Below are 24,658 nucleotides of genomic sequence, written 5' to 3'. Positions count from 1 at the left end.
TTACCTACCCAGAAAGATACGCCTCGCGCACGTTCTTCCTGCTCAGCTTGCCTGTGGGGGTCCGCGGGAGGCTCTCCAGGTACTCGATCACCCGGGGGTGCTTCAGCCTGGCCAGCCGGGGTTCGCAGTGCGCGAGCAGCGCCGCGGTCAGCCCCTCGGTCACCTCTCCCGACGGCTGCACGAGGGCGACGACCTTGTGCCCCCACTCAGGGTCCGGCACGCCGATCACCGCCACGTCCGCCACCGACGGGTGCTCCAGCAGCACGGCCTCGATCTCGGCCGGGTAGATGTTGACGCCGCCCGAGATGATGAGGTCCGTCCTGCGGTCGAGCAGGAACAGGTAGCCGTCGTCGTCGAGGTAGCCGATGTCGCCCGGCGTGTAGTCCTGCCCGCGCATCGCGTCGGCGGTCTTGGCCGGGTCGTTGTGGTACTGGAAGCGGTTGATCCCGCCGATGTAGACCAGCCCAGGCCGGCCGGGCGCCGCCTCCTCGCCGTCGTCGCCGACGATGACGAACCGCATCCCGTCGATGGCCCTGCCCACGGTGCCCGGCCTGGCCAGCCACTCCGCCGAGGAGACCATCGTGGCCACGGCGGCCTCGGTCGAGCCGTAGTACTCCCACACGACGGGCCCGACCCAGTCGATCATCGCCTGCTTGGTCGCGGGCGGGCACGGCGCGGCCCCGTGGTAGAGGTGGGTGAGCGATGACAGGTCGTATTTCTCGCGATCCGGTACGGCGAGCAGCCGGTGGAACATCGTCGGCACCATGAAGGCATTGGTGACTCCGAACGCCTCGATGTCACGGAGCGTCCGCGACGCGTCGAACCGCTCGGGGGCCACGATCGTGTGCCCCGAGTGCAGCGCCATCATGGCCTGGCCGTACGGTGCCGAATGGTAGAGCTGCGAGCACACCAGGTGCACCCCGCCGAACGGCAGGCCGAAGTGCCGGTAGCTCTTGCGCACCAGGATCGGGTGCAGCTCCTCCGGGGTCAGGTCGAGCAGCCTGCGCCGGACCCCCTTGGGGCGGCCGGTCGTGCCCGAGGTGTAGAGCATCATCGACCCGGCGCGGCGGTGCTCCGGGGCCTCCTCGTCGCCGGACAGCGGGAGCTCGCCGGTGACGACCAGCTTCGCGCCGCAGTCGGCGACGATGTAGTCGATCTCCTCGGCGGTGTAGTGCCAGTTGACCGGCACGTGGTAGACGCCGAGCTGGTAGGTGGCCAGCATCACGGTGAGCGCGTCGAGGCCGTTGTGCAGGACGGTGACGACGGCGTCCCCTGGACCGATGCCGCGCTCGGTCATGGCGTTGGAGGCGCGGTTGGCTCTGGCGAGCAGCTCGCCGTACGACACCTCCGGCCTGAGGACGGCGGGTCGGCTGGGGTCGGCGGCGGCGATCTCGTAGAAGCCCCTCATGCGAGGGACCCTACAGAATGTCGTTCTATTCACAAAGAGGTACTTCTCGTGACGTAATCTCAACTTCATGGGCGACCACAACACCGGGCCGGAGCCCTACCACCCCTCCTACGAGGCCCCAACGACCCCGTTCCAGCGCGTCGTCCTGCCCGCTGACGAGACGGTCAGGATCCCGCGTCCGCTGCCGCCGCTTCCGCCGTTGCCTCCGCCGCCGCCTCCCAAGAGGCGCCTCGGCGACGTCTCGATGAAGACCGCCTACCTGGTCGGCGCGATCCTGGTGACGGTGCTGGCCGTCGTGCTGGTGTTCACGCTCTTCTCCGGCGACAAGCCCAAGGCGGTCGGCATCTCGCAGTCGGGGGCGGCCTCGGAGAGCGTGCCCGGGTCGGATCTGCCGCCGGTGCCCGCCGGCGTGCCGCTGGCCGCGCTGCCCGGGACGGCCACCAAGGTCGTGGGGACGGTCTCGGACAAGAAGTCCAAGGTGGAGTATCCGCGGCTGGGGAAGCCGTGGAAGCTCAAGTCGTACGCTCCGTTCACGATCGCGCAGCGGTCGGGGAAGGTCGCGCAGCCGCACACGATGATCGCCTCGGCGATGCTGCCCGGGGCGACGCCCGCCAAGCCGTCCAGCGAGGCCGACTACCGCGCGCTGGCGGCTCGGGCGGCGCAGTGGGCGGTGCGCACGCAGTTCCCGGCCGACTCGGACGTCACGTGGAACGCTTCACAGAAGCTCGCGACGGGGACGGGGTGGGTGCTCGGGTTCGAGGTCTCCTACGGCGACAAGACCTCACAGGCCGTGGTCGCGGTGGTCGAAGTGGGTAAGACCAAGCCCGCGATGGTGCTGGCCACGATCCCGGACTCGGGCAAGGACCATTGGCGCGATCTGAACACCCTCGTCGAGGGGCTACGTCCCCTGTAGAGCCCTGTCAGAAAGACCAATGTAGAGCTCTGCCAGAAAGACCATGGACGCATCCGCGCCGCACCTCTGTGAGGGGGTGGGTCATTCTGTTGGGCTCCGGGAGAGGTCCCGCGTTGTTGGGAAGTCTTTGGGAAGGGCGTCTACGTCTCGCATAGAAGTATCCTCTAGAATATGGTTCTGGCACTACGGGAACCCCGCTGGAGGATGGACACATGGCGATCGGTTTGAGCGAGGAGCACGAGGCGCTCCGCGATTCTGTGAGCGGCTGGGCCGAACGGAACATCCCCGCCGAAGTGGTGCGGGCCGACACCGGGGGGCGCCCCGCGTTCTGGTCCGGGCTCGCCGATCAGGGCCTGCTCGGTCTGCACCTGCCGGAGGAGTCAGGCGGCTCCGGCTACGGCCTGCTGGAGACGGCTGTGGCGATCGAGGCGCTGGCCGAGAGGATGGCGCCCGGCCCCTACGTGCCGACCGTCCTGGCCAGCGCGGTGATCCACGCCTCCAAGCAGCACGGCCTGCTCGCCGGCCTCGCCGACGGCTCCGTGACCGGCGCGGTTGCGCTGGCGTCCGCGCTGAACGGCACCCGGAACGAGGACGGCTCCCTGGTCGTCTCCGGTACGGCCGAGCCGGTGCTGGGCGGCGCGCTCGCCGACATCCTGGTGCTCCCCGTGTTCACCGACGAGGGCGAGGACTGGATCGCCGTCGACGCCTCCGCCGCCACCGTGACGCCGGTCAAGTCGCTCGACATCACCCGCGCGGTGGCCAAGGTCGAGCTGTCGGACGTCACCGTGCCAGCCGACCGGGTGCTCGACGGCGTCGAGGGTCCTGACGTGCTCAACCTCGCCGCGATCCTGCTCGGCGCCGAGGCGGTCGGGCTCGCGTCGTGGTGCGTGACGTCCGCTGCCGCGTACGCCAAGGTCCGCGAGCAGTTCGGGCGGCCGATCGGCCAGTTCCAGGGCATCAAGCACAAGCTGTCGCGCATGCTGGTCGCGCTGGAGCAGGCCAGGGCCACGGTCTGGGACGCCACGCGCGCCTCGGGCAAGGAGTTGTCCTTCGCCGCCTCGATCGCCGGGGTCATGGCCCCGGACGCGGCCGTGCAGTGCGCCAAGGACGCGATCCAGACGTTCGGCGGCATCGGCTACACCTTCGAGCACGACGTGCACCTCTACTACCGCCGCGCCCTCACCCTGCGCGCCCTGCTCGGCTCCTCGTCGGAGTGGGCCGCCTCGGTGACCGCGCTCGCGCTGCAGGGGGTGTCTCGGGAGATGGAGGTCGAGCTCCCCGACGACGCGGAGACGCTGCGTGCCGGGATCGCCGCCGAGATCGCCGAAATCGCGGCCCTCGAGGGTCAGGAGCAGAAGCGCGCGCTCGCCACGCGCGGGTTCGTCATGTCGCACCTGCCCAAGCCGTGGGGCCGCGACGCCAAGCCGCTGGAGCAGGTCCTCATCCAGCAGGAGCTCAAGGCAGCCCGCGTGAAGCTGCCTCAGATGATCATTGGCGCGTGGGTCGTGCCGTCCATCGCCTCCTACGGCACCGTCGAGCAGCAGGAGCGCTTCCTGCCCAAGACGCTCAGCGGCGAGATGATCTGGTGCCAGCTCTTCTCCGAGCCCGGCGCCGGATCCGACCTGGCCAACGTGCAGATGAAGGCCGAGCGCGTCGAGGGCGGCTGGAAGCTCAACGGGCAGAAGATCTGGACGTCCGTCGCGCACGTCGCCGAGTGGGGCATCTGCATCGCCCGCACCGACTCCTCCAAGCCCAAGCACGACGGCATCACCTACTTCCTGGTCGACATGAAGGGGCCGGGCGTCACCGTCAGGCCGCTCACCGAGATGACCGGGGAGAACCTGTTCAACGAGGTCTTCCTCGACGACGTCTTCGTGCCTGACGACCTGGTGGTCGGCGAGGTCAACGACGGGTGGCGGGTGGCGCGCAACACGCTGTCCAACGAGCGCGTCTCGCTGTCCTCCGGGTCGGGCGGCACCGGGTCGTCGGTGCCCGACCTGCTCGGGCTGGTCTCACGGCTCGGCCGTACGCTGACGCCGGTGGAGGAGGTGGAGCTGGCCCACGTGATCTGCGAGGGGCACTCCATCAACGCGCTGTCGCTCCGGGTGACGCTGAAGCAGCTCGCGGGGGCCGAGCCCGGGGCGGACGCCTCGGTGCGGAAGTTCCTGTCGACGTCGCACGCGCAGCACGTGTCGGAGACGGCGGTGAGCCTTCAGGGCGCGGCCTCCGTCGTGGCAGCGGACGTGAAGCTGGGTGACCCCGGCTACTGGAACCGGGCGGTGCTCGCGACCAGGGCCATGACGATCTACGGCGGCACCACGGAGGTGCAGCTCAACATCATCGGCGAGCGCATGCTGGGGTTGCCGCGCGACTGAGCGCGGTTGGGGCGGCCCGGGTATCGCTCCCGGGCCGCTAACCTGCGCATGTCTGCAAATTTCCAGGACATGCGGGGGTGGTGATGACGGCGCGTCCTCGGCTCTCCCGCCGCCTGGCCCCGAGCCTCCCCGGGCGTCTCCCCGTGCTGCTGCCTGCTCTGCTCGGCCTGGCACTCGGTGTGCTCGCGCTGGGGCCCGCGCTGTTGCCGGGGTTCGTGCTCCGGTACGACCTGGTCTTCGTGCCCGACCCGCCCTTCGTGCTCCCCGGTAGCGGATTTCCGCGTGCGGTGCCCAGCGACCAGGTGGCGGCGCTGCTCTCTTCTGTGCTGCCCTCGCCGCTGGTGGAGAAGGGGCTGCTGCTCGCGATCTTCGTGCTGGCGGCGAGTGGGGCCGCCGCGCTCGTGCCGTCCGGCCGTACGGTGCCCCGGCTGGCCGCCGCCGTCTTCTACGCGTGGAACATCTACCTCGCCCAGCGACTGCTCCTGGGGCAGTGGGCGTTGCTGCTCGGCGTGGCCGGGCTCCCGTGGGCGGTGAAGGCGGTCGCCGCCCGTCCCTTCTCCGTCGTACGGCTGGCGGTGGCGTTGCTGCCCGCCGCCGTGGGCGGGTTCCAGGCGATGCTGGTCTCTGCGCTCACCGTGCTGCCTGTGGCGCTGCTGCTCCGCGGGTGGCGGGCGGTCTGGGCGGTGGGGGTCATGGTGGTGCTGAGCCTGCCGTGGCTGGTCCCGGCGCTGGCCTCTCCGGCGGTGACGGACCCGGCGGGGGTGGACGCCTTCGCGGCGCGGGCCGACGGGCCGTTCGGCGTGGTGGGCAGCCTGCTGTCCCTGGGAGGCATCTGGAACGCCCAGGCAGGGGTTCCCGGTCAGGACGGTTGGTGGCTGGCCACAGCGCGCCTGACACTCGCCCTGGTGGCCCTCACCGGCTTCGCCGCCCTCCGCCGCCACCCTCGCGAGGAGGGATCACCCTTCATGAAGGGGACACCCCCCATGAAGAGGTTGCCCTCCGGAGAGGGGTCGCCTCCAAAGAGGGGGCAGCGGCCCTCGTGGTGGGCGGGGTTGGCGGTCGCGGCCGTTGTCGGGCTGGGGGTCGCGGTGGTCGGGGCGTTGTGGCCTGCCGTACCGAAGGGCCTGATCGGGCTGTGGTCCGGTTTCGGGCCGCTGCGCGACGGGCAGCTCTACCTCGCCCCCCTCGTGCTCGCCGCCGCCATGGGCTTCGCCGCCCTCGTGCCCAGAGCGGGTGCGATGGCGCTGGCCGTACCCCTCCTGGTCCTCCCCACCTTCGCCCTGGGCGCCTTCGGCAGCATGGCGGCGGTCGACTACCCCGACGACTGGCGCCAGGTGCAGCGCATCGTCAACGACGACCCCACCCCGGGCGCCCTCCTCTCGCTGCCGTGGGGCGCGCACCGGGCCTTCGCCTGGAACGGCGGGCGAATCATGCTCGATCCCGCCACCAAGCTGTTCGCCCGCCAGGTGATCTGGAACGATTCCTTGCTTGTAGGCCGATCCGACGGCACCAGGCTGACCGTGCGCGGCGAGGATCCGCTCAGTGGCCGCATCGGCGCCGCGATGGCGACCGGCCACCTCGCCGAGGCGCTCGACGCCGCAGGCGTGCGCTACGTGCTGGTCGTTGAAAACGAGAACATGTTCCGGTCGATGCTCCCCACCTGGGACCCAATTTTCGAGGGTCGAGAGGTGCTGTTGTTGCGCCGTTGAGCTGCAGTAACGTCAGATTTCGTGACTTACCAGAGGGTAACTTGCTTTATCACGGTTTGACGAAGAGTGTGGATTATGACCTGTATCACGTTCTAGCCTCTGCACACTGCGCCACCCCAGTTTGGAAGGAGACGCTGTGCTCAAGGTGATCATTGCCCTCGTGATCGGAGCCGTACTGGCTGTCGGCGCCTCGGCCGCGGTGGTGAATGTCGCTTCGCCCGTTCCCGCACCACCGAACGCGCCCCTGTACAACTACGGCACCCGTTAACCCCTACCTCTTCCCCTGCCATAAGTACGGCGCGTGGCTTCGCCATGCCCAAAAAGCCCCGGACAGCAAGGAGCGAGCGTGGCTCTCACCCGTCGGAGCGCGGATCCCTCTCCGGTCCTGCCGACTGTGCCACGGCCGCGAATCAGCATGGAGGACGCGGGAGGCGCGCTGCCCATGCTGCAGGGCGTGCGCGTGGCGATGCTCAACTTCCGCGAGCCGAGCCAGTCGGCCGCCGGAGGCGCGGAGGAGTACGCCTGGCAGGTCTGCCGCCACCTCCTCGCGCAGGGCGCCGCGGTCACCTTCGTCACCGGACGCGAGCCCGGCCAGGCGCGCGCCGAGTCGCGTGAGGGCATCGACCTCCGCCGCATGGGCAACTGCTACCTCGTCTACCTGCTGGTGCCGCTCTGGCTGATGTTGCGCAGGAACAGGTTCGACGTCGTCATCGACTCGATGAACGGCATCCCCTTCTTCTCGCCGCTGGTCGTGCGCCGCTCGACCGTGGTGCTGAGCCTGATCCACCACGTGCACCACCGTCAGTTCCACGTCTTCCTGCCGCGCTGGCTGGCGATGATCGGCTGTTTCATCGAGGGCCCGGTCGCGCGCCTGCTCTACCGCAACCGCCCGACGATCACCGTCTCCGAGTCCTCCAAGGAGGAGATCCGCGAGCGGCTCGGCTGGCTGGCGCCGATCGGCATCGTGCCGAACGGCAGCAACGCGACGACGCCGGTCGCCAACGACGTGGCCGCCCAGGGCGACCCGATGATCATCTATGTCGGCCGCCTGATCAGGCACAAGCGCGTGCACCAGGTCGCCGAGCTGGCAGCGGAGCTCGCCGAGAGCCGTCCCGGCCTGCACGTCCACGTCGTCGGCCGCGGCCCGGAGCTGGGGCCGCTGGCCGAGCAGGCGGCGGAGCCCGCGCTCAAGGGCCGCGTGCACCTGCACGGCTACGTGGCGGACGCAGACAAGGCCGCCCTGCTGGGCGCGGCCAGGCTGCACGTCACGGCCTCGGAGTTCGAGGGCTGGGGGCTGACCGTCATCGAGGCGGCCGCCCTCGGCGTACCGACCGTGGCCTATGACGTCGGCGGCCTGCGCGACTCGGTACGGCACGGCGTCACCGGCTGGCTGGTCGGCGAGGGCGAGCGGCTCTGCGACGTGGTCGACCGTGCGTTAAAGGAGCTCGAGGACCCGAGGCGCAGGGCGGAGGTGGCGCGGGCCTGCCGTGAGTGGGCAGGGGAATTTACGTGGGGAAGGACTGGAGCTAGCATTACCGGACTTATCGCGAAAGAACTCCTAGATCGCCGTGCCGGAGCGCCTCAGTGACCCTTGACTCGCCAGCTCGTCGGGGTGAGTCGGCCGAGCCCTTCGAGGCTCGGGTCAAGCACCGCTTGCGGCTTTTCGCCTGCTGCCTGCTCCTTGCCGCCATCGCGTACAACACGGCCACAGAGAAGATCATCTCTGAGACCAAGATCGACATGGCGGTCAACCCGCTCGGCTTCCTCGGCAGGGCGCTGCACCTGTGGGACGGCAACTACTTCGGCCACCTGCAGAACCAGGCCTACGGCTACCTGTTCCCGATGGGCCCGTTCTACAGCCTCTGGCTGCAGCTCGGCATGCCCGCGTGGAGCGTGCAGCGGCTGTGGATGTCGCTCGTGCTGTGCGCCGCCTTCCTGGGCGTCGTGCAACTGGCCAGGGCCATGGGGATCGGCGGGTCGGCCACCCGCTGCCTGGCCGGGTTCGCCTACGCGCTGGCGCCGCACGCCCAGGCGCTGATCGGCATCAACTCCTCGGAGTTCCTGCCCAGCGCCATCCTCCCGTGGATCCTCCTACCGCTGGTCAAGGGGGCGAAGGGCGAGTTGTCGCCCCGGCGGGCGGCCGCGCTCTCCGCCGTCGCCTTCGTGTTCTGCGGCGGGGTCAACGCGGCAGCCGAGCTGGCCGTCCTGGTGGTGCCGCTGCTCTACCTGCTGACCAGGGCGCGCGGCCCGCGCAAGCGCAGGCTGATCGCCTGGTGGCTGGCGCTGGTCGCGGCGGTGTCGCTGTGGTGGCTCATCCCGCTGCTGCTGCTCGGCAAGTTCACCTTCTCCTTCCTGCCCTACATCGAGAGCGCCTCGGCCACGACCAGCGTCACCTCGCTGACGAACGTGCTGCGCGGCACGTCGAGCTGGCTCTCCTTCCTCAGCGTCGACGGCCAGGTGTGGCTGCCGAGCGCGAACGAGCAGTCGGCGCGCGCCTGGCTCATTGTGGTCACCGCGGCCGTCGCCGGGATGGGCATCGCGGGCCTGGCTAGGCGAGGCCTGCCAGAACGGACGTTCCTGCTGGTCAGCGCGGTCGCCGGGGTGGCGATCGTGACGACGGGGCACATCAGCGCGATCGCCGGTCCGCAGGCCGGTCTCATGGTCGAGCTGATGAACGGCCCGCTGGCCGCGTTCCGCAACGTGCACAAGTTCGACGCCCTCATCCGGCTGCCGCTGGCGCTCGGCGTCGCGGGGCTGCTCGTGGGCGTGCGGGTGCGGTGGCGCACCCCGCTGGTCGCGGCCGGCGCGGGCCTGCTGACGCTGTCCTGCCTGCCGATCCTGTCGGCCGGACTGGCTCCGGCGGGCGGCTTCTCCTCGGTGCCCGACTACTGGAAGCAGGCCATCTCCTGGCTCGACCGCCACACCGGCGACGGGATGGTGCTCGCCGTCCCCGGCTCGAAGCGCGGCGAGTACCTGTGGGGCCGCCCGCTCGACGAACCCCTCCAGCCGCTGCTGCAGTCCCGCTGGGCGACGCACACCATCGTGCCCTGGGGCTCCGCCGGGGTGTCGAGGCTGACCGCGGCGATCGACGACCGCTTCGCCGCGGGCAAGGGCTCGGCCGGCCTGACCAGCACGTTGCGCCGCATGGGCGTCAAATACCTCGTCGTGCGCAACGACCTGGACAGGAACACCATCGGCACGGCCTGGCCCATCCGCGTGCACCAGGCGATCGCGGACTCCCCGGGGATCAGGCCCGTGCAGGGCTTCGGCGCGCTGGTCGGCGAGCTGCAGTACGGCAAGGCCGCCGGCTGGCTCGACCAGCCCTACTCGGCCGTCGAGGTCTACGAGGTCACCGACCCGGCGCCGCTCGTCGGCACGCTCGACGCCAGGCGCCCCCTGCGCGTCACCGGTGCGCCCGAGGCGCTGCTCACCCTCGCCGAGCAGGGCCTGCTCACCGACGACCGGCCCGTGCTCGTCGGCGACGACCCGGGCGCCGCGAAGATCCCGCGCTACGACACCGTCGTCACCGACACCCTGCGCCGCAGGGAGGTGGCCTTCAGCGACCTGCGGCAGAGCTCGAGCGCGACCATGACCCAGGACGAGAAGTTCCGCGGCACGGCGACGATCAACGACGTGGTGGAACCCGCCTGGCGCAGGTACGTCTCCTCGGCCATCTACTTCCAGATCCAGGGCGTCAAGGCCTCCACCTCGGAGTCCGACGTCAGCGCCATGCCGAACACCAGGGAGCAGGGCCACCAGCCCTATGCCGCCCTGGACGGCGACGAGAAGACGAGCTGGCGCTCCTCGGGATGGAACGGTGCAGTGGGGGAGTGGCTGCAGGTCGACCTGCAGGAACCCATGGAGATCCCCTACGTGCGGATCTCGTTCGAGAACTCCGTCATCGGCCCGCCGCCCACCGAGGTGCTCGTCGAGACCGACGCGGGCACCGTACGGCAGGCCGTGCGCCCGACCGGCGACGCCCAGGACCTCGCCCTGCCCGCCGGGAAGATCAGGAAGCTGCGCGTCAAGGTCACCAGGACCGCCTACGCGCCCAAGAGCGAGCTCGGCAGCCGCGTCGGGATCAAGGAGCTGGTCATCCCAGGCGTCCAGCCGGGGCGCAGCGTCGTCGTGCCCGACCCCGACCAGGGCGACGAGCAGGCGACCGTCTCGCTGAGCAGGCAGGGCGACGTCGCCGGGTGCGTCAAGGGCTCGCTGAGCTGGAGCTGCTCCAACAGGCAGGAGATCCTCGGCGACGACGGGCACGGCTTCGACCGCACCTTCGTCTCCTCGGCGCAGGGCGACACGCTCATCTCCGGCCAGGCCGTACTCACCGACAGGGAGACGATCGAGCGGCTCACCACGCTGCCCAGGGACCCGCTTACGGTGAAGGCGTCCTCGACCGCCGTGGCTGACGGCGCCGCCGGCGGGCGCTGGGCGTTCGACGGGGACCCGAAGACGGTGTGGTTCGCCGATCCCCTGCAGGCCAGGCCGACGCTCACGGTGGAGCTCGCCAAGCAGAAGGAGCTGGCCGGGCTCGCGCTGCTGTTCCCCGACTCCTACCTCGGCGCGCCGCCCGTGCGGGTGACCGTACGGTCAGAGGGGGGAACGCGGGAGGCGTGGGTCGGCGAGGGCGGGCGGATCTCGTTCCCGCCGATGCGCGCCAAGAAGATCACGCTGGAGTTCACCACGCTGGGCAACCGGCCGGTGGAGGTGGCCGAGATCAGCATCCCCGGGGTGAGGAAGCTCGGCGCGCTCGGCGGGTTCCAGCTGCGGCTGCCGTGCGGGTACGGGCCGACCCTGGAGGTCAACGGCACCTCGGTGAACACCAAGATCGTCGGTGGCACGCTCAACGACGTGGTGACCGGCAAGCCGCTCGCCTTCGAGGCCTGCCAGGGCGCCTACCTGGTGACCGGGCCCAACCGGCTGTCCGTCCCGCCGCTCGACCCCTACAGGATCGACTCGGCCGTCGTGGGCCGCGTGCCCGGCGCGGCCACCCAGCAGGCCACCAAGCTCGAACCTGTCAAGGTCGGCGCGTGGGGCGAGGGCGAGCGCACCGTCGAGGTGAAGGCAGAGCGCGACTCCTACCTGGTGGTCAACGAGAACTTCAACGCCGGCTGGCAGGCCACGCTCGAAGGCGTGCCGCTGGCGGCCGTCCGGCTGGACGGCTGGCGCCAGGCGTGGGTGCTGCCCGAGGGGGCGGCGGGAAAGGTGACCATGACCTACACCCCCGACGCGCCCTACCGGGCCACGCTCGCGGGCGGCGGGGTGCTCGTGCTGTTTGTGGTCGCCCTGGCGTTCGGGCGCAGGCACCGGCGCCGCCTGGCTCCTGCTGTGCCCGCCAAGCTGGGCGTGCGCTCGGTGTCCGTGCTGGCCGCGCTGTTCGGCTTCTGGGTCGGCGGGCCCGCCGGGCTCGTGGTCGTCACGGGCTGCTTCCTGGTCGGCGCGGCCGTACGCCCGCAGCGGCTGGCCGCGCACGTGCGTCCCAAGCGGCGACGCCGCCTGCTGCTGTGGCTTCTCAGCGGCCCGGTGGCGATCGGCCTGTTCCTGCTGGCCGCGCTCAGCCTGGCCGTAGGCTCCTTCCTGGACGGCAGAGCCGTCACGGACCTGCTCTCGCAACTGCTCTGCCTCCCCGTGCTCGGCTACCTGCTGTCGTGGGTGCCGGCCGACCGGGAGCCGCTGCACGTCCAGCCCGTCGTGGCGGCGCCTGCCCTGGCTTCTGGAGGCGTGCGATGACCGAGACGACGGAGCGCAGCGCGCAGGGCGGCGTGGTTCTGACCGTGCCGGCCCCGCTCGTCAGGCTGGGGCTGTGGGCCCGCCATCACGGGGTGTTCCTCACCGCGATGCTGCTCATCGCCCTGGCTGTGGCGTGGAAGGCGGAGGTCGTCCAGCACTCCTTCTTCAAGGAGGACGACTACGAGTTCGTCGCGCGGGCCATGGAGGGCGGGCTGTCGTTCGACTACCTGACCCGCGTGCACTTCGGGCAGTTCATGCCGATCAGCTTCCTGCTGACGTGGGTGATGACCAGGCTCGGCCCGTACAGCTGGGGCCTGGCGGCCGGGAGCACGCTGGTCGTGCACGCGCTGGGCTGCCTGGCCGTCTACCGCATGCTGCGGGTGATCTTCGGGCGGCGGCCCGCGACGCTCGTGCCGCTGGCCGTGTTCCTGTTCGCGCCGCTGACCGTGCCCGTGCTGGTGTGGTGGGCGGCGGCGCTGAACACCGTCTTCCTGCAGGTCGCCATCCCCATGGCGGTGGCCTCGCACTGGATGTACCTGCGCAACCGGCGCGTCAGGCACGTCCTGGCCGCGACGTTCTGGATCCTGGTCGGGCTGCTCACCTTCGTGAAGGCGTTCGCGCTGCCCCTGCTGCTGTTCGCGCTGGCCGTCGTCTACTTCGGCGGGCTGCGCACCGCGCTGCGCCGCTACGCGGTGGCCTGGGCTGCCTACGTCGTGGCGCTGGCCGGGTTCGCCGTCCTCTACGTGCTCCGTTCGATGTCGGTGCCCAGCACCACGGGTGTGCCGTCGATCGAGGCGGCCGTCGAGTTCACCTGGGCGCTGCTGGGCAGGACGTTCGCGACCACGTTCGTCGGCGGGCCCTGGCAGTGGTTCGCGGGCAACGACTGGGGGGTGACGTCCGCGCCCGCGATCGCCGTGGTGATCTCGCTGGTCGTCCTGGGCGCCGTGGTGCTCGTCACCTCGCTGCACCGGGTGCGCGCCCTGCAGGCGTGGGGCATCCTGCTGGGCTACCTGCTGGTCGCCGACCTGGCGCCGGTGCTCTGGGGACGGGTGCACCTGGTGGGCGCGTTCGCCGGGACGGACTCGCGCTACGTGGCCGACGCGATGCCGGTGCTGGCGCTCGTGCTCGGGCTGGTGCTGCTGCCCCTGGACGGCGAGGCCAGGCCGTACAGGCGGAAACTCCCGTCCAGGGAGCTGGTGTTCGGGGCTTCCGGGGTGGTGTTCGGCGGGTTCCTGGCCGCCTCGCTGGCCTCGGTGACGATCTTCGAGACCCACATGGGCGCCGACCGGCGCTACGACTACCTGGACAACGCCCGCGCCGCGCTGGCCGAGCTGCCCGCAGGTGCGTCGGTCTACGACCGGGTGGTGCCGCCGGACGTCGTGCCGTCCTCCTACGGCCTCTACAGCCAGACCTCGCGGCTGCTGGCCCCGCTGGCCTCAGAGAAGGTGCGGGCCCAGATGTACGCCCAGCCGCCCGCCCTGCGCGGCATGGTCTTCGACGACCAGGGCAAGCTGCGCGACGCGGAGATCTGGGGTGAGCGCCGCGAGGCGCCCACCATGGACCGCTGCTGGCCCTCGCTCGGCGGGCAGACCGGGGTGCCGCTGTTCAACACCGCGCCGAAGCGGGAGGGCACCCTGGTCAGGATCGGCTACTCGGCCAGGAGCGACACGACCGTGACGCTGTGGATCGGGGACCGGCCCACGGACCTGGCGCTGAAGAGCGGCATCGGCAAGATCTTCCTGAAGGTCCCCGACAACCTCGACAAGGTCGTGCTGGCCGGAACCGGGTTCTGCGCGGGCGACGTGACCGTCGGACTGGCCGTGCCGCGCCCATGAAACTCGTCATCGACCGCAGGCGCGCCGCCCTCCCGCTCATCGCGATGGGCGCCTTCCTGCTGACCATGATCCCGATGATGCGGTTCGTCCTGCACGACCAGGTGCTCCGGCTGCCGCTGGAGCAGCAGGCGCTCAGTAGGACCTACGCCAAGTCGGCCACCTTCCTCGACCCCGAGACGCTGCGCACGCGTACGGGTCCGCTGGTGATGACGCGCTGGGTGCTGGGCGATCCCCTCGCGGGCGACGAGGACACCGCCGTCTGGGTGGAGTCGAACTCCCTGGAGACGGAGTCGGGCAGGCGGCTCGACTACCACGAGCGCCGCGTCGCCTTCGACCGGCGCACCGGCGCCATCGTCAACTGCTGCGGCGAGTACGTCGACGACGACCACAGGGCCGTCCAGTCCGGCCAGGCGCTCCGCTGGCCGTTCAGCACCGAGCCCAAGGACTACCAGGTCTACGACCTGCGCCTGCGCAAGCCCGTCCCGGCGATCTTCGACGGCGTCGAGCGGGTCAGGGGCGTGGACACCTACCGGTTCCAGCAGCGCACCCTCCAGCAACGCGTGCCGTTCGGCGACGTGACCTCGCTGCCGCGCCGCACGCTCGGCCTCACCGGGCCCGGCGAGACGCACGTGTGGCGCCAGGTGGAGATCCGCCGCACGATCTGGGTGGAGCCGGACAGCGGCATGCCCGTCAAGACCGAGGAGCAGCTCAAGGAGACGCTGACCTCCGACGACGGCCAGGGCCAGGTCGTACGGCTGGACGCGCAGCTCAAGACCCAGGAACAGCAGGTGGCGAACAACCTCCAGGCGGCGGCCGCCTACCAGCGGTGGATCCTCTGGCTGGAGATCATCGTGCCGATCGGCGGCGCCGTCCTCGGAATCGCCTGCATAGCCGCCGGGCTCTGGCTCAGCAGGCGGACCTCACCTGCGCCTCAGCACGAGGAGCAGGTTCCAGGTGACGATCTCGCGGATGCCAGGTAGGAGCACGACATGGCGAGCCCAGCGGGGATGGTAGCGGGGGATCGCATCGAGGATCTCGACGTCCCTGTTGCGCCTGGCCCAGCCCAGCGGCTTGGCGACGCTCGCCGCGTACATGCTCTCGCCGAACACGTTCTTGGGCGGCCTGCCGTTCTTCGCGGCGTAGCGCCGGGCGGCGCGGTGGCCGCCCAGGTAGTGCCACGGGGAGGTCTCGTGGCCGCCCCAGGGCGACAGCCAGATCGTGTACGACAGGTAGACGACGCCGCCCGGCCTGGTCACCCTGACCATCTCGTCGGCCATGCGCAGCGGGTCGGGCACGTGCTCCAGCACGTTGGACGAGAAGCACACGTCGACGGAGCCGTCTGCCAGCGGCAGGTCGAGCGCGCTGCCCAGGATCGCCCCGTCGGGCATGTCGTCGCGGTGCAACTGCAGCTCGCCCGCGTCGCAGTCGATGCACACCGAGCGCGCCCCGGCCGCGCTCAGCGCCTCGGTGAAGTAGCCGGGGCCGCCTCCCACGTCCACCACGGTCTTGCCGTCGAGGTCGGTGTAGGTGCTGAGCTGCGCGACCGTGTCCCTGGCCAGCGTGCCGTAGAAGAAGTCCGGGTCGCTCTGCTCCAACCGGAAGGCGCGCAGCAGCCGCACCGACCTCGCAAGATCCGCGCGGAAGCGTTCTGGGGTCTCCACGCGCCGGAGCCTACTAAGGAGTAACCGTGAATGAGCAGAGCGAAAGAACAAATAAACACAGCACCTTGGTCACAGCCCCGACGAAGGAGGGGCTGTGACCGTCGACGAGCAGCGCACCACTAGTTTCCAGATCACGCTGCCCGCCCTGCGCCCCGGGCCGGTGATCACCTTCGGCATCGTGCTCATCGTGATCTCGCTGGCCTTCAAGGCGAGCGTGCTGGGCAAGGCCTACTTCATCGAGGACGACTTCCTGTTCGTCGCCGATGCCGACAGGACCGGCCTGACCTGGGACTACCTCACGCACGTGCACAAGGGGCACCTCATGCCCGGCGCGCTGGCGCTGGTGTGGGCGCTGACCAGGATGGCGCCCTACAGCTGGTCGCTGGTCTCGGTCGTGATGCTCGCCATCCAGGCGGCCGCCTCGGGGATGATGCTGGTCCTGCTGCGGCGGCTGTTCGGCGACCGGTTCGGCGTGCTCGCCGTCCTCACGGTCTACGTGTTCGCTCCGCTCACCGTGCCCGCGCTCAGCTGGTGGTCGGCGGCGCTCAACGCGGTGCCGCTGCAGCTCGCCGTGGTGGCCGCGCTGGCGGCGCACGTCAAGTACGTCCAGACGGGCAGGGGGCGGTGGCTGAGCGTCCTGTGGACGATCGTGGGGATGGCTTTCTCCACCAAGGGGGTCTTCATCCCCTTCCTGGTGTTCGCGCTCAGCAGCGCCTTCCTGGGGACCGGGATGTGGTGGCGCTCGGCACTGGCCGAGCTGCGCAGGCCCGTGTGGTGGGTGCACGGCCTCGTCCTGGCCGGGTACGCGGCGTTATACCTGCTGCGCCGCGACACCACGGGCGCCGACGCGCTCAACGCGCCGAACGCCGACGTGGTGCCTGGACTGGTCAGGCGGCTGCTCGGGCAGACGTTCCCGACCGGCGCCGTCGGCGGGCCGCTGCGCTGGGGCGGGGTGACGCCGAACGGCGGGCTGGCGGACCCCACGACACTGGCGGTGATCGCGGCCTGGGTGGTCATCGGGGCGCTGATCGCGGTGACCTGCTTCTACCGCAGGCGCGCCTGGCGGGCCTGGTTCGTGCTGGCCGGGTACGTGGTGGCGGCGGACGCCGTGCCCACCGTGCTGGCCAGGGCGTCCGCCTGGGACCTCGTGGGGGCCGAGACCCGCTACGTGGCCGACGCGGCGCTCGTCTTCGCCATCTGCCTGGCGCTGGCCGCCATGCCGGTCAAGGACGAGCCGGACGCCGTCCGGCGCAGGCTGCCCAACTCGCTGCCGATCGTCGGCGCGCTGCTGACGGCGGCGTTCCTGGTGGCGTCGCTGATCTCCATCAACGGCTACGAGAAGACGCTCAGCGGCGACCGGGTCAAGGCCTACCTCGACGCGGCGCGCACCTCGCTGGCGGCGGCGCCGGAGAACGCGGAGATCTTCTCGCGGCCGGTGCCGGAGAGCATCGTCCTGCCGTGGAACGGCAACCGCAGGCTCACCTCCTACGTGCTGTCGCCGCTCGCGCCTGACGGGGTCAAGGAGAAGATGCTCAACCCCCGCCCGACCGGTTCTCCGTACGTGTTCGGCGACGACGGCAGGCTCGTGCCCGTCGTCCGGGTGCTGCCGTTCTTCGACGCGACGCCCAAGTGCTACGCGCAGTCGAAGGTCTTCCCCGTGGAGTCGTACGGCGGGCCGATGCCGGTCGCGGTGCTCGGCTACGTCAGCTCAGAGCCGGTCACCGTCGCCGTCGACCTGGGCGGCGTCAGGAAGGCGGCCGAGCTGCCCGCCACCACGCCGATGGGCGCGCTGTTCTACGTGCCGCACGACGGGGTGGGCAAGGGCATGACGATCACGCCGACCTCGTGGCGCCCTCAGACCTTCTGCTTGAGGGCCGTGGCCTTCGGCGAGCCTGGCCCCGCCCCGCGCTGAGGCACGTAGCGGATCAGCCGCCTGGCGGGCTCCTCGACGTACTGGTAGGTCAGGTGGGCGACGATCACGGTGATCACCAGGACGGCCACCAGGTTCACCGGCATGTTGCCCTGCCACGGCTGCTGTCCGGTGAAGTCGTACCAGAGGTAGAGCACGACGAACTGCCACAGGAAGACGCCGTAGGAGATGCGGCCGAGATAGCTCATCACGCGGCCGCCCAGCAGCCTGCCGACCGTGGACGGCCCCGGCTGCAGCAGCGCCGCCGGGGCGACGAGGCTGAAGGCGATGATCGAGTAGAGCAGCAGCTCGCTGACCGCCGTCCAGACGCCGTCGATGCCCACGAACCGCGGCCCGGTGACGGGCGTGGCGGCGATCACGTAGGCCAGGGCCGCGATCAGCCACAGGGTGCCCCACGAGGACGACACCGCGGCGACGATCCGCCTGGCCGGGCCGTCCTCGACCTTGGCCCAGACGGAGATGACGGCGAGCGCCATGCCCGGGACGAAGAACGTCCACGAGCGCGGCAGCCACATGTTCATCCACGGCCGGTAGTCGGGGTAGAACTCGAAGATCGTGTAGACGAAGGAGAGCGCGGCGAAGACGGCCAGACCGATCAGCAGCCGCTTGGCCCGCCTGGCCACGTCGCCGCCGCCGCGCTGGGCGAAGCGGCGCAGCAGGTACGCCATCAGCGGCAGGGTGAGGTAGAAGGCCAGCTCGACGCTGAGGCTCCACATCTGGCCGAGGCCGCGCGGGCCCAGGCCGTACCACCAGTGCTCGATGTCGTAGTTGTGGAGCAGGAGGAGCATCTCGCCCCACGTCCACGGGTCGGTGCGGTGCGCCTCGCCCCAGAGCAGCAGCGCGACCGCGACGACCAGCCAGTAGGCGGGCATGATGCGGAAGAACCGCTTCCACAGGTAGGTCTGCGTCTCCGGGCGCCTGCCGTCCTCCAGCACCTCGCTCACCCAAGGGCGGTACAGCAGCAGGCCTGACAGGGTGAAGAAGATCGGCACCCCGATCTCGCCGCGGGACAGCAGCCCGCCGAAGAACCCCTTCTCCAGCGCCGCGCCGGACTCCATGGCGACGTGGAAGACGAGCACGGCAAAGGCGGCCAGGGCCCGGACACCATCGAGAGGCGCCAACCTAGAACCTGTTTCGGTCACTATTTCGCATCCCTCGGTGACGTGGATCACTAGGCCGCATTAACATTACCGCGCAGTAGAACTTGTTTTCAGTACATATCGGGCGCTCGTCTCAGCATCCCCCCACTGAGCCCCTCCAGGAGGATCCATGCGCCGTGCGGGAATCGTGCTCCTAGGTCTCGGAGCATTCCTACTCGTGCTAGGGCCGCTCGTCCGGTTCCAGATCGGGACGGCGCTCATCGCGGCCAAGCCCAATCAGTACGGCGTCGCCAAGCTTGAGGCGAAGTCGGCCCAATACTTCAGCAAGGGCGATCTCAAAGTCCTCACCGGCGACCTCGACATCACCGTGACCACCCGTGGCGACGTCGCCGCCGCCTCGGGCAGCCGGGTGGTGTGGGACGAGTTCACCGCGGTGCGCGACGTCACCAACCACAAGGAGGACGTCAGCTTCTCCGAGCGGCGCAGCGCCTTCGACAAGTACACCGGCGTCGGCATGAACTGCTGCGGCGTCAGCATCGACAAGACCCCGGTCACGCTGGAGGGGCAGATCTACAAGTTCCCCTTCGACGTGGAGAAGAAGCCCTACAAGGTGTTCAACTCCACCACGGGCAAGGCCTTCGAGGCCAAGTACGTCGGCGAGGACCAGGTCAACGGGCTGGCGGTCTACAAGTTCGAGCAGGACATCCCGGAGACCAAGCTCGAGACCGTGACGGCTCCCGCCTCGGTCTTCAACATGCCCGACGAGGGCGACGTGCAGCTCGACCACCTGTACACCGGCAAGAACACCCTGTGGATCGAGCCCGTCACCGGCTCGCCGGTCAAGCAGGAGCAGCAGCGCAACGAGGTCCTCAAGTCCGCGGACGGCGTCGAGCGCTCCAAGGCGTTCGTCGCGACCGCGATGATGACCCCGGCCACCGTCGACTCGCTCGTCAAGGCCGCCTCTGACGGCAAGGGCCAGATCGGGCTGATCAAGACCACGATCCCGCTGGTCCTGGTCGTCCTGGGCCTGGTGCTGATCGTGGGCGGCGTCCTGATGATGCGCAGGCGACGCGAGGGTTGATGGGTTCTGACAGCGTGATCACCCAGCCGCCGGCCGCTCGGCCGGCGGCTTCGTGGTCCGTGTTGCGAGGCTTCGTCCGGGCGGCCAGGCCGGTCCAGTGGATCAAGAACCTGCTGGTCTTCGGCGCTCCGGCCGCCGCCGGGGTGCTGACCACCTGGCCGGGGTTCTTCGGGGCGCTGGTGGCCTTCGTCGCGTTCTGCCTGGCGGCCAGCGGGTCCTACCTGCTCAACGACGCGGCCGACGTCGAGGCGGACCGCCGCCACCCGCGCAAGCGGCTGCGTCCCATCGCAGCGGGCGTGATCTCCGTACGGCAGGCCAGGGTCGCCGGCGTCGTGCTGGTCGCCCTGGCGCCCGCCACAGCCGCGCTGACCGGGTCGTGGAAGCTGCCCGCCGTCGTCGCCGGCTACCTCGTGCTCACCTTCTCCTACACCTTCTGGCTCAAGCACCAGGAGGTCGTCGACCTCGTCGCGGTCGCCGGATGCCACGTCATCAGGGCCTTCGCCGGAGCGGTCGCGGTCGACGTGCCGGTCACCGGCTGGTTCCTGGTGGTCTTCTCGCTGGGCGCGCTGCAGATCGTGGCGGGCAAGCGCGAGGCAGAGCTGCGCGCCCAGGGGGCGAACGGCACGCGGGCCACGCTGGCCGCCTACTCGCCGTCCTACCTGGCCTCGGTCAGGGCCATGTGCTCCGGCGCGATGATCGTCACCTACTGCCTGTGGGCGCTCAACGAACACCCGAGCCTCTTCTACGGGCTGAGCATCGTCCCCTTCGTCCTGATCGTGCTGCGGCATAGTCTTCTCGTCGACAGAGGTGTGGGAGAGGAACCGGAGGAGCTCGTGCTGCGTGACCGGCCGTTGCAGGTCTTCATCGCGGCCCAGGTCCTGCTGGTCGTCGCGGGGATCTATCTGACATGACGTTTCTGACTGGCTGGGGCCGCACGTCGCCCAGCCCGGCCACGGTGGCACGCCCGTCCACCTGCGAGGACGTGCGCAAGCTGGTCGTCGAGGCGAGCGCGCGCGGGGTCGTCGCCAGGGGCCTGGGCAGGTCGTACGGCGACGCGGCGCAGAACTCCGGCGGTCTCGTGCTCGACTGCACGGGCCTGTCGTCGTGGAGCTTCGCCGACGGCGTGGTGACGGCGGACGCCGGGGTGAGCCTGCACGAGCTGATGACCGCGCTGGTGCCGCGCGGCTGGTTCGTCCCGGTCAGTCCGGGCACCAGGCAGGTGACCGTGGGCGGGGCGATCGCCGCCGACGTGCACGGCAAGAACCACCACCGCGACTCCTCCTTCGGCGCGCACGTGCGCGCGCTCACCCTGGTCACCGCGGACGGCCAGGCCAGGCGGCTGGGGCAGGACGACCCGCTGTTCTGGGCGACCGTGGGCGGGATGGGGCTGACCGGGGTCGTCACCTCGGCGGAGTTTGCCTGCGTGCCGATCGGGAGCGCGCTGATGCGGGTGGACGTCGAGCGCACCCGCGACCTGGACGAGACGCTGGCCGCGCTGAGCTCAGGAGACGATCGTTACCGCTACACCGTCGCCTGGATCGACCTGATCGGGGGGCGCGGGCGAGGGGTGCTGACGCGTGGCGACCACGTCGAGCGGGGGTCGCTGGAGTTCGCGCCGCGTACCAGGCTGACAGCGCCGCCGTGGGCGCCGAACGGGCTGCTCAACCGGGCGACCGTGGAGGCGTTCAACCTGGCCTGGTATTACAAGGCGCCTCGGCGTAAGACGATTTTTCAGGGAATCTCGCCGTTCTTCCACCCGCTGGACGGGATCGACGGATGGAACCGGATGTACGGGCCCCGGGGGTTCGTGCAGTACCAGTTCGTCGTGCCGTTCGGCGCCGAGGAGACCCTGCGGGCGATCGTGGGGCGGCTGCGGGGGATGCCGACCTTCGTCCCGGTGCTCAAGCGCTTCGGCGCTGGGTCGCGGGGGATGTTGTCGTTCCCGACGCCGGGCTGGACGCTGGCCTTCGACGTGCCCGCCGGGCAGCCGGGGCTGGCGCGGCTGCTGCACACGTTCGACGAGTGGGTCGCTGCCGCCGGTGGGCGGCTCTACCTGGCCAAGGACTCGCGGATGCCCGCCTCGCTGATGCCGCTCACCTACCCCCGGTTGGCGGAGTGGCGCGCGATCCGCGACGATGTCGATCCGCACGGACTGTTCCAGTCCGACCTGGGCAGGAGGCTGCGGCTGTGAAGAACTCCCTGGGCGCGGTCGACACGGTCCTGCTGCTGGGCGGCAGGAGCGAGATCGGCCTCGCGATCGTGGAGCGGCTGGGCGCGTCCCGCGTGGTGCTGGCCGGGCGGTCGCTCGAGGCGCCCTCTCTGGCCGGTGAGGTCCACGTGCTGGACTTCGACGCGCTGGACGTCCACTCGCACCGGGAGGTGTTCGACAAGGCCGTCGCGCTGGTCGGGGACCTCGACGTGGTGATCTCCGCCTTCGGCGTGCTCGGCACCCAGGACGTTTATGACGCCGACCCGGCCGCGGCGGCCGAAGCGGTCGCGGTGAACTTCGGCGGGCACGTGTCCGTCGGGCTGCACGCGGCCCGCGTCCTGCGCGAGCAGGGCCACGGCACGCTCGTCGTCCTCTCGTCCGTGGCGGGCGCGCGGGTGCGCAGGGCCAACTTCGTGTACGGCTCGACCAAGGCGGGCCTGGACGGCTTCGGCCAGGGCCTGGGCGACGCCCTGCACGGCTCGGGGGCCAGTGTCCTGGTCGTCCGGCCCGGCTTCGTGATCGGCCGCATGACGGAGGGCATGAAGCCCGCGCCGATGGCCTGCACGCCCGGCGAGGTCGCCGACGCCACGGTGGCCGCGCTGCGCTCCGGCGTGGCGAGCGTCTGGGTGCCCGCGAAGCTCGGCTGGGTCTTCGCCGTCATGAAACTGCTGCCGCGCGCGATCTGGCGCCGCATGCCCCGCTAGAACGCGTTCTCCAAAACCCGGAACAGACTGAATGTTCTAGACTAGAACGCGTTGCAGTTTGCCATGGGGCGGTCGTATCGTCGGGCGCATGCGGACCCGTGTCACAGACATGTTCGGTATCGAGTTCCCGATCTTCGCCTTCTCCCACTGCCGCGACGTGGTCGCCGCCGTCAGCCGCGCGGGAGGCATGGGCGTGCTCGGCGCCCTCTACTTCACGCCGGAAGAGCTCGAGGTGGAGCTCAACTGGATCGACGCCAACGTGGACGGCAAGCCGTACGGCGTGGACGTCGTCATGCCCGCCTCCTACGAGGGCGCCGACTTCGCGCCTGAGGAGCTCGTCGGCCGCCTCCAGGGCATGATCCCGGCCGGTCACCGGCAGTTCGTGGACGACCTGCTCGCCAAGCACGGCGTGCCCGAGCTCGGGTCTGCCGACTCGGGCAAGGTCCTCCTCGGCTGGACGGACGCCACCGCCCGCCCGCAGGTCGAAGTGGCCCTGCGCCACCCCATCGCCCTGCTCGCCAACGCCCTCGGCCCGCCCCCCGCCGACGTGGTCGAGCTCGCCCACGCGCACGGCGTCAAGGTGGCCGCCCTCGCCTCCACCCCGCGCCACGCCCTGAAGCAGGTCGAGGTGGGTGTGGACGTCGTCGTCGCCCAGGGCACCGAGGCCGGGGGCCACACCGGCGAGATCTCCACGATGGTCCTGATCCCGCAGGTGGTCGACGCCGTCGACGTCCCCGTCCTGGCGGCGGGCGGCATCGGCAACGGCCGCCAGATGGCCGCGGGCCTGGCCCTGGGCGCGGAGGGCGTGTGGACGGGCTCCATCTGGCTGACCGTCGAGGAGGCGGACACCCCGGCGATGGCCAAGCAGCGCATCCTGGAGGCCACCTCCCGCGACACCGTCCGCTCCAGGAGCTGGACCGGCAAGCCCGCGCGGCTGCTCAAGAACGAGTGGACCGAGGCCTGGGAGGCCGAGGACTCCCCGGGCACGCTGCCGATGCCCCTGCAGTTCATGCTGGTGTCCGACGCCCTGCGCAGGATCGGCCGCTCCGACGCGGCCGAGCTCGCCACCTTCCCGGCCGGGCAGATCATCGGCACCATGAACCAGGTCCGCTCGACCAAGGACGTCGTCTTCGGCCTGATCGAGGAGTACGTCGAGGCGACGGAGCGGCTATCGACCCTGGTAGAGGGCTGAGCGCTTCTCCTTGAACGCCCGCGAGCCCTCGCGGGCGTCCTCGGAGCCGATCACGGGCCAGCCCAGCTCGTCCGACACCTTCAGGGCCTCCACCTCGGGCAGGCCCAGGGTGTCGCGGTAGGTGCGGAGGATGGCCTGGACGGCGAGCGGGCCCGAGGAGGCGATGTCGTCGGCTAGCTCCCTCGCCGCTGCCAGGGCCTGGCCGTCCGGGACGACCTTGTTGACCAGGCCCATCGACAGGGCCTCAGCCGCGGTGATGGAGCGGCCGGTCAGCAACAGGTCCATGGCGTGGCAATAGGGAATCTGGCGGGGGAGCCTGATCGCGGCGCCGCCCATGGGGAACAGGGCCCTCTTCGCCTCGAAGAGGCCCAGCGTCGAGGACTCGGCGACCACGCGCAGGTCGGTGCCGATCAGCAGCTCCGTGCCGCCCGCCACCGCGTAGCCCTCCACCGCGCAGACGATGGGCTTGGTCGGCAGCTCCTCGCGGAGCAGGCCCTTCCAGTGGAAGTTGGGGATCTGCGCGGCCCGCGCCTGCACCTCTGGATCACTCGACGGTGAACCCATGGCCTTGAGGTCGGCGCCAGCGCAGAAAGTACCGCTCGCGCCGGTGAGGATCGCGACGCGCACGTCCTGCTCCTGCGAGACGTACGCCCAGGCGGAGGCCAGGCCGACCAGCATGTCGGAGGAGAGCGCGTTGCGCGCCTCCGGCCTGTCCATGGTGACGGTCACGACGTGGCCGTCGCGTTCGATCCGGCAGTGCGGGGTGCTGATCGGCAGAAGTTCCATGCGCCTCAGCGTAACCAAGCGA

The 24,658-nt window shown here is 70.4% G+C and carries 18 protein-coding genes; 14 read left to right on the top strand and 4 right to left on the bottom strand.

Annotated elements, in window-relative coordinates; translation table 11 throughout:
* Positions 1-4: 4 nt before the first annotated feature.
* Positions 5-1,408, bottom strand: a complete 1,404-nt coding sequence (locus tag ACIBG8_RS22515) for an AMP-binding protein (RefSeq protein ID WP_397344836.1) — start codon at positions 1,406-1,408, stop codon at positions 5-7.
* Between the two features lie 67 nt (positions 1,409-1,475).
* Here ACIBG8_RS22515 and ACIBG8_RS22510 point away from each other — a divergent pair, with 67 nt between their 5' ends.
* The 8 genes from ACIBG8_RS22510 to ACIBG8_RS22475 all read left to right on the top strand — a co-directional run bounded on the left by ACIBG8_RS22510 (position 1,476) and on the right by ACIBG8_RS22475 (position 14,953).
* Positions 1,476-2,321: a hypothetical protein gene (locus ACIBG8_RS22510; protein ID WP_397344835.1), complete on the top strand. Its 846-nt coding sequence runs from the start codon at positions 1,476-1,478 to the stop codon at positions 2,319-2,321.
* Between the two features lie 212 nt (positions 2,322-2,533).
* Entirely contained in the window at positions 2,534-4,696 is a 2,163-nt protein-coding gene (locus ACIBG8_RS22505) for an acyl-CoA dehydrogenase (protein WP_397344834.1), read from the top strand.
* Positions 4,697-4,779: 83 nt separating this feature from the next.
* Positions 4,780-6,405: a hypothetical protein gene (locus ACIBG8_RS22500; RefSeq protein ID WP_397344833.1), complete on the top strand. Its 1,626-nt coding sequence runs from the start codon at positions 4,780-4,782 to the stop codon at positions 6,403-6,405.
* Positions 6,406-6,541: 136 nt separating this feature from the next.
* Entirely contained in the window at positions 6,542-6,673 is a 132-nt protein-coding gene (locus ACIBG8_RS22495; RefSeq protein ID WP_397344832.1) for a hypothetical protein, read from the top strand.
* A 147-nt stretch (positions 6,674-6,820) separates the two neighbouring features.
* Positions 6,821-7,993, top strand: coding sequence for a glycosyltransferase family 4 protein (locus tag ACIBG8_RS22490; RefSeq protein ID WP_397344831.1), 1,173 nt, complete (start codon positions 6,821-6,823; stop codon positions 7,991-7,993).
* On the top strand, positions 7,990-12,138 hold the full coding sequence (locus ACIBG8_RS22485; RefSeq protein WP_397344830.1) for an alpha-(1->3)-arabinofuranosyltransferase: 4,149 nt from the start codon (positions 7,990-7,992) through the stop codon (positions 12,136-12,138). The genes ACIBG8_RS22490 and ACIBG8_RS22485 overlap by 4 nt, the downstream gene beginning before the upstream one ends.
* Positions 12,135-13,973: a hypothetical protein gene (locus ACIBG8_RS22480; protein ID WP_397344829.1), complete on the top strand. Its 1,839-nt coding sequence runs from the start codon at positions 12,135-12,137 to the stop codon at positions 13,971-13,973. Before ACIBG8_RS22485 ends, ACIBG8_RS22480 begins: the two co-directional genes overlap by 4 nt.
* Positions 13,970-14,953, top strand: a complete 984-nt coding sequence (locus tag ACIBG8_RS22475; RefSeq protein WP_397344827.1) for a DUF3068 domain-containing protein — start codon at positions 13,970-13,972, stop codon at positions 14,951-14,953. The genes ACIBG8_RS22480 and ACIBG8_RS22475 overlap by 4 nt, the downstream gene beginning before the upstream one ends.
* Here the strand turns inward: ACIBG8_RS22475 and ACIBG8_RS22470 are convergent.
* Positions 14,894-15,634: a class I SAM-dependent methyltransferase gene (locus ACIBG8_RS22470; protein WP_397344826.1), complete on the bottom strand. Its 741-nt coding sequence runs from the start codon at positions 15,632-15,634 to the stop codon at positions 14,894-14,896. The genes ACIBG8_RS22475 and ACIBG8_RS22470 overlap by 60 nt on opposite strands.
* A gap of 94 nt (positions 15,635-15,728) precedes the next feature.
* On the opposite strand from ACIBG8_RS22470, the gene ACIBG8_RS22465 reads away from it, so the two are divergent.
* Positions 15,729-17,546 carry a hypothetical protein gene (locus tag ACIBG8_RS22465; RefSeq protein WP_397344825.1) on the top strand — a complete coding sequence of 606 codons (1,818 nt, stop codon included), beginning with the start codon at positions 15,729-15,731 and terminating at the stop codon, positions 17,544-17,546.
* Here ACIBG8_RS22465 and ACIBG8_RS22460 read toward each other — a convergent pair.
* Entirely contained in the window at positions 17,489-18,685 is a 1,197-nt protein-coding gene (locus ACIBG8_RS22460) for an acyltransferase family protein (protein WP_397344824.1), read from the bottom strand. The two genes, ACIBG8_RS22465 and ACIBG8_RS22460, sit on opposite strands and share 58 nt — an antisense overlap.
* Positions 18,686-18,833: 148 nt before the next feature.
* Here ACIBG8_RS22460 and ACIBG8_RS22455 point away from each other — a divergent pair, with 148 nt between their 5' ends.
* The 5 genes from ACIBG8_RS22455 to ACIBG8_RS22435 all read left to right on the top strand — a co-directional run bounded on the left by ACIBG8_RS22455 (position 18,834) and on the right by ACIBG8_RS22435 (position 23,850).
* Complete coding sequence (locus ACIBG8_RS22455; RefSeq protein WP_397344823.1) at positions 18,834-19,745, top strand: DUF3068 domain-containing protein; 912 nt, start codon at positions 18,834-18,836, stop codon at positions 19,743-19,745.
* Complete coding sequence (locus ACIBG8_RS22450; protein ID WP_397344822.1) at positions 19,745-20,656, top strand: decaprenyl-phosphate phosphoribosyltransferase; 912 nt, start codon at positions 19,745-19,747, stop codon at positions 20,654-20,656. The genes ACIBG8_RS22455 and ACIBG8_RS22450 overlap by 1 nt, the downstream gene beginning before the upstream one ends.
* Positions 20,653-21,936 (top strand): FAD-binding protein, encoded by a 1,284-nt coding sequence (locus ACIBG8_RS22445; protein ID WP_397344821.1) that lies wholly within the window; start codon positions 20,653-20,655, stop codon positions 21,934-21,936. Before ACIBG8_RS22450 ends, ACIBG8_RS22445 begins: the two co-directional genes overlap by 4 nt.
* Entirely contained in the window at positions 21,933-22,658 is a 726-nt protein-coding gene (locus ACIBG8_RS22440; RefSeq protein WP_397344820.1) for an SDR family NAD(P)-dependent oxidoreductase, read from the top strand. Before ACIBG8_RS22445 ends, ACIBG8_RS22440 begins: the two co-directional genes overlap by 4 nt.
* Positions 22,659-22,746: 88 nt before the next feature.
* Complete coding sequence (locus tag ACIBG8_RS22435; RefSeq protein ID WP_397344818.1) at positions 22,747-23,850, top strand: NAD(P)H-dependent flavin oxidoreductase; 1,104 nt, start codon at positions 22,747-22,749, stop codon at positions 23,848-23,850.
* Here ACIBG8_RS22435 and ACIBG8_RS22430 read toward each other — a convergent pair.
* Positions 23,827-24,636, bottom strand: a complete 810-nt coding sequence (locus ACIBG8_RS22430; protein WP_397344817.1) for a crotonase/enoyl-CoA hydratase family protein — start codon at positions 24,634-24,636, stop codon at positions 23,827-23,829. The two genes, ACIBG8_RS22435 and ACIBG8_RS22430, sit on opposite strands and share 24 nt — an antisense overlap.
* Positions 24,637-24,658: the final 22 nt, after the last annotated feature.

Source organism: Nonomuraea sp. NPDC050556 (assembly GCF_044457355.1).
In the GTDB taxonomy this organism is placed as follows: domain Bacteria; phylum Actinomycetota; class Actinomycetes; order Streptosporangiales; family Streptosporangiaceae; genus Nonomuraea.
This window is presented reverse-complemented; position numbering and strand designations above follow the sequence as displayed.

What these genes read in the sequence shown, in the direction of transcription:
- ACIBG8_RS22515 (WP_397344836.1), bottom strand. Translation starts at nt 1,408, where the DNA reads ATGAGGGGCTTCTACGAGATCGCCGCCGCCGACCCCAGCCGACCCGCC.
- ACIBG8_RS22510 (WP_397344835.1), top strand. Translation starts at nt 1,476, where the DNA reads ATGGGCGACCACAACACCGGGCCGGAGCCCTACCACCCCTCCTACGAG.
- ACIBG8_RS22505 (WP_397344834.1), top strand. Translation starts at nt 2,534, where the DNA reads ATGGCGATCGGTTTGAGCGAGGAGCACGAGGCGCTCCGCGATTCTGTG.
- ACIBG8_RS22500 (WP_397344833.1), top strand. Translation starts at nt 4,780, where the DNA reads ATGACGGCGCGTCCTCGGCTCTCCCGCCGCCTGGCCCCGAGCCTCCCC.
- ACIBG8_RS22490 (WP_397344831.1), top strand. Translation starts at nt 6,821, where the DNA reads ATGGAGGACGCGGGAGGCGCGCTGCCCATGCTGCAGGGCGTGCGCGTG.
- ACIBG8_RS22480 (WP_397344829.1), top strand. Translation starts at nt 12,135, where the DNA reads ATGACCGAGACGACGGAGCGCAGCGCGCAGGGCGGCGTGGTTCTGACC.
- ACIBG8_RS22475 (WP_397344827.1), top strand. Translation starts at nt 13,970, where the DNA reads ATGAAACTCGTCATCGACCGCAGGCGCGCCGCCCTCCCGCTCATCGCG.
- ACIBG8_RS22455 (WP_397344823.1), top strand. Translation starts at nt 18,834, where the DNA reads ATGCGCCGTGCGGGAATCGTGCTCCTAGGTCTCGGAGCATTCCTACTC.
- ACIBG8_RS22450 (WP_397344822.1), top strand. Translation starts at nt 19,745, where the DNA reads ATGGGTTCTGACAGCGTGATCACCCAGCCGCCGGCCGCTCGGCCGGCG.
- ACIBG8_RS22445 (WP_397344821.1), top strand. Translation starts at nt 20,653, where the DNA reads ATGACGTTTCTGACTGGCTGGGGCCGCACGTCGCCCAGCCCGGCCACG.
- ACIBG8_RS22435 (WP_397344818.1), top strand. Translation starts at nt 22,747, where the DNA reads ATGCGGACCCGTGTCACAGACATGTTCGGTATCGAGTTCCCGATCTTC.
- ACIBG8_RS22430 (WP_397344817.1), bottom strand. Translation starts at nt 24,636, where the DNA reads ATGGAACTTCTGCCGATCAGCACCCCGCACTGCCGGATCGAACGCGAC.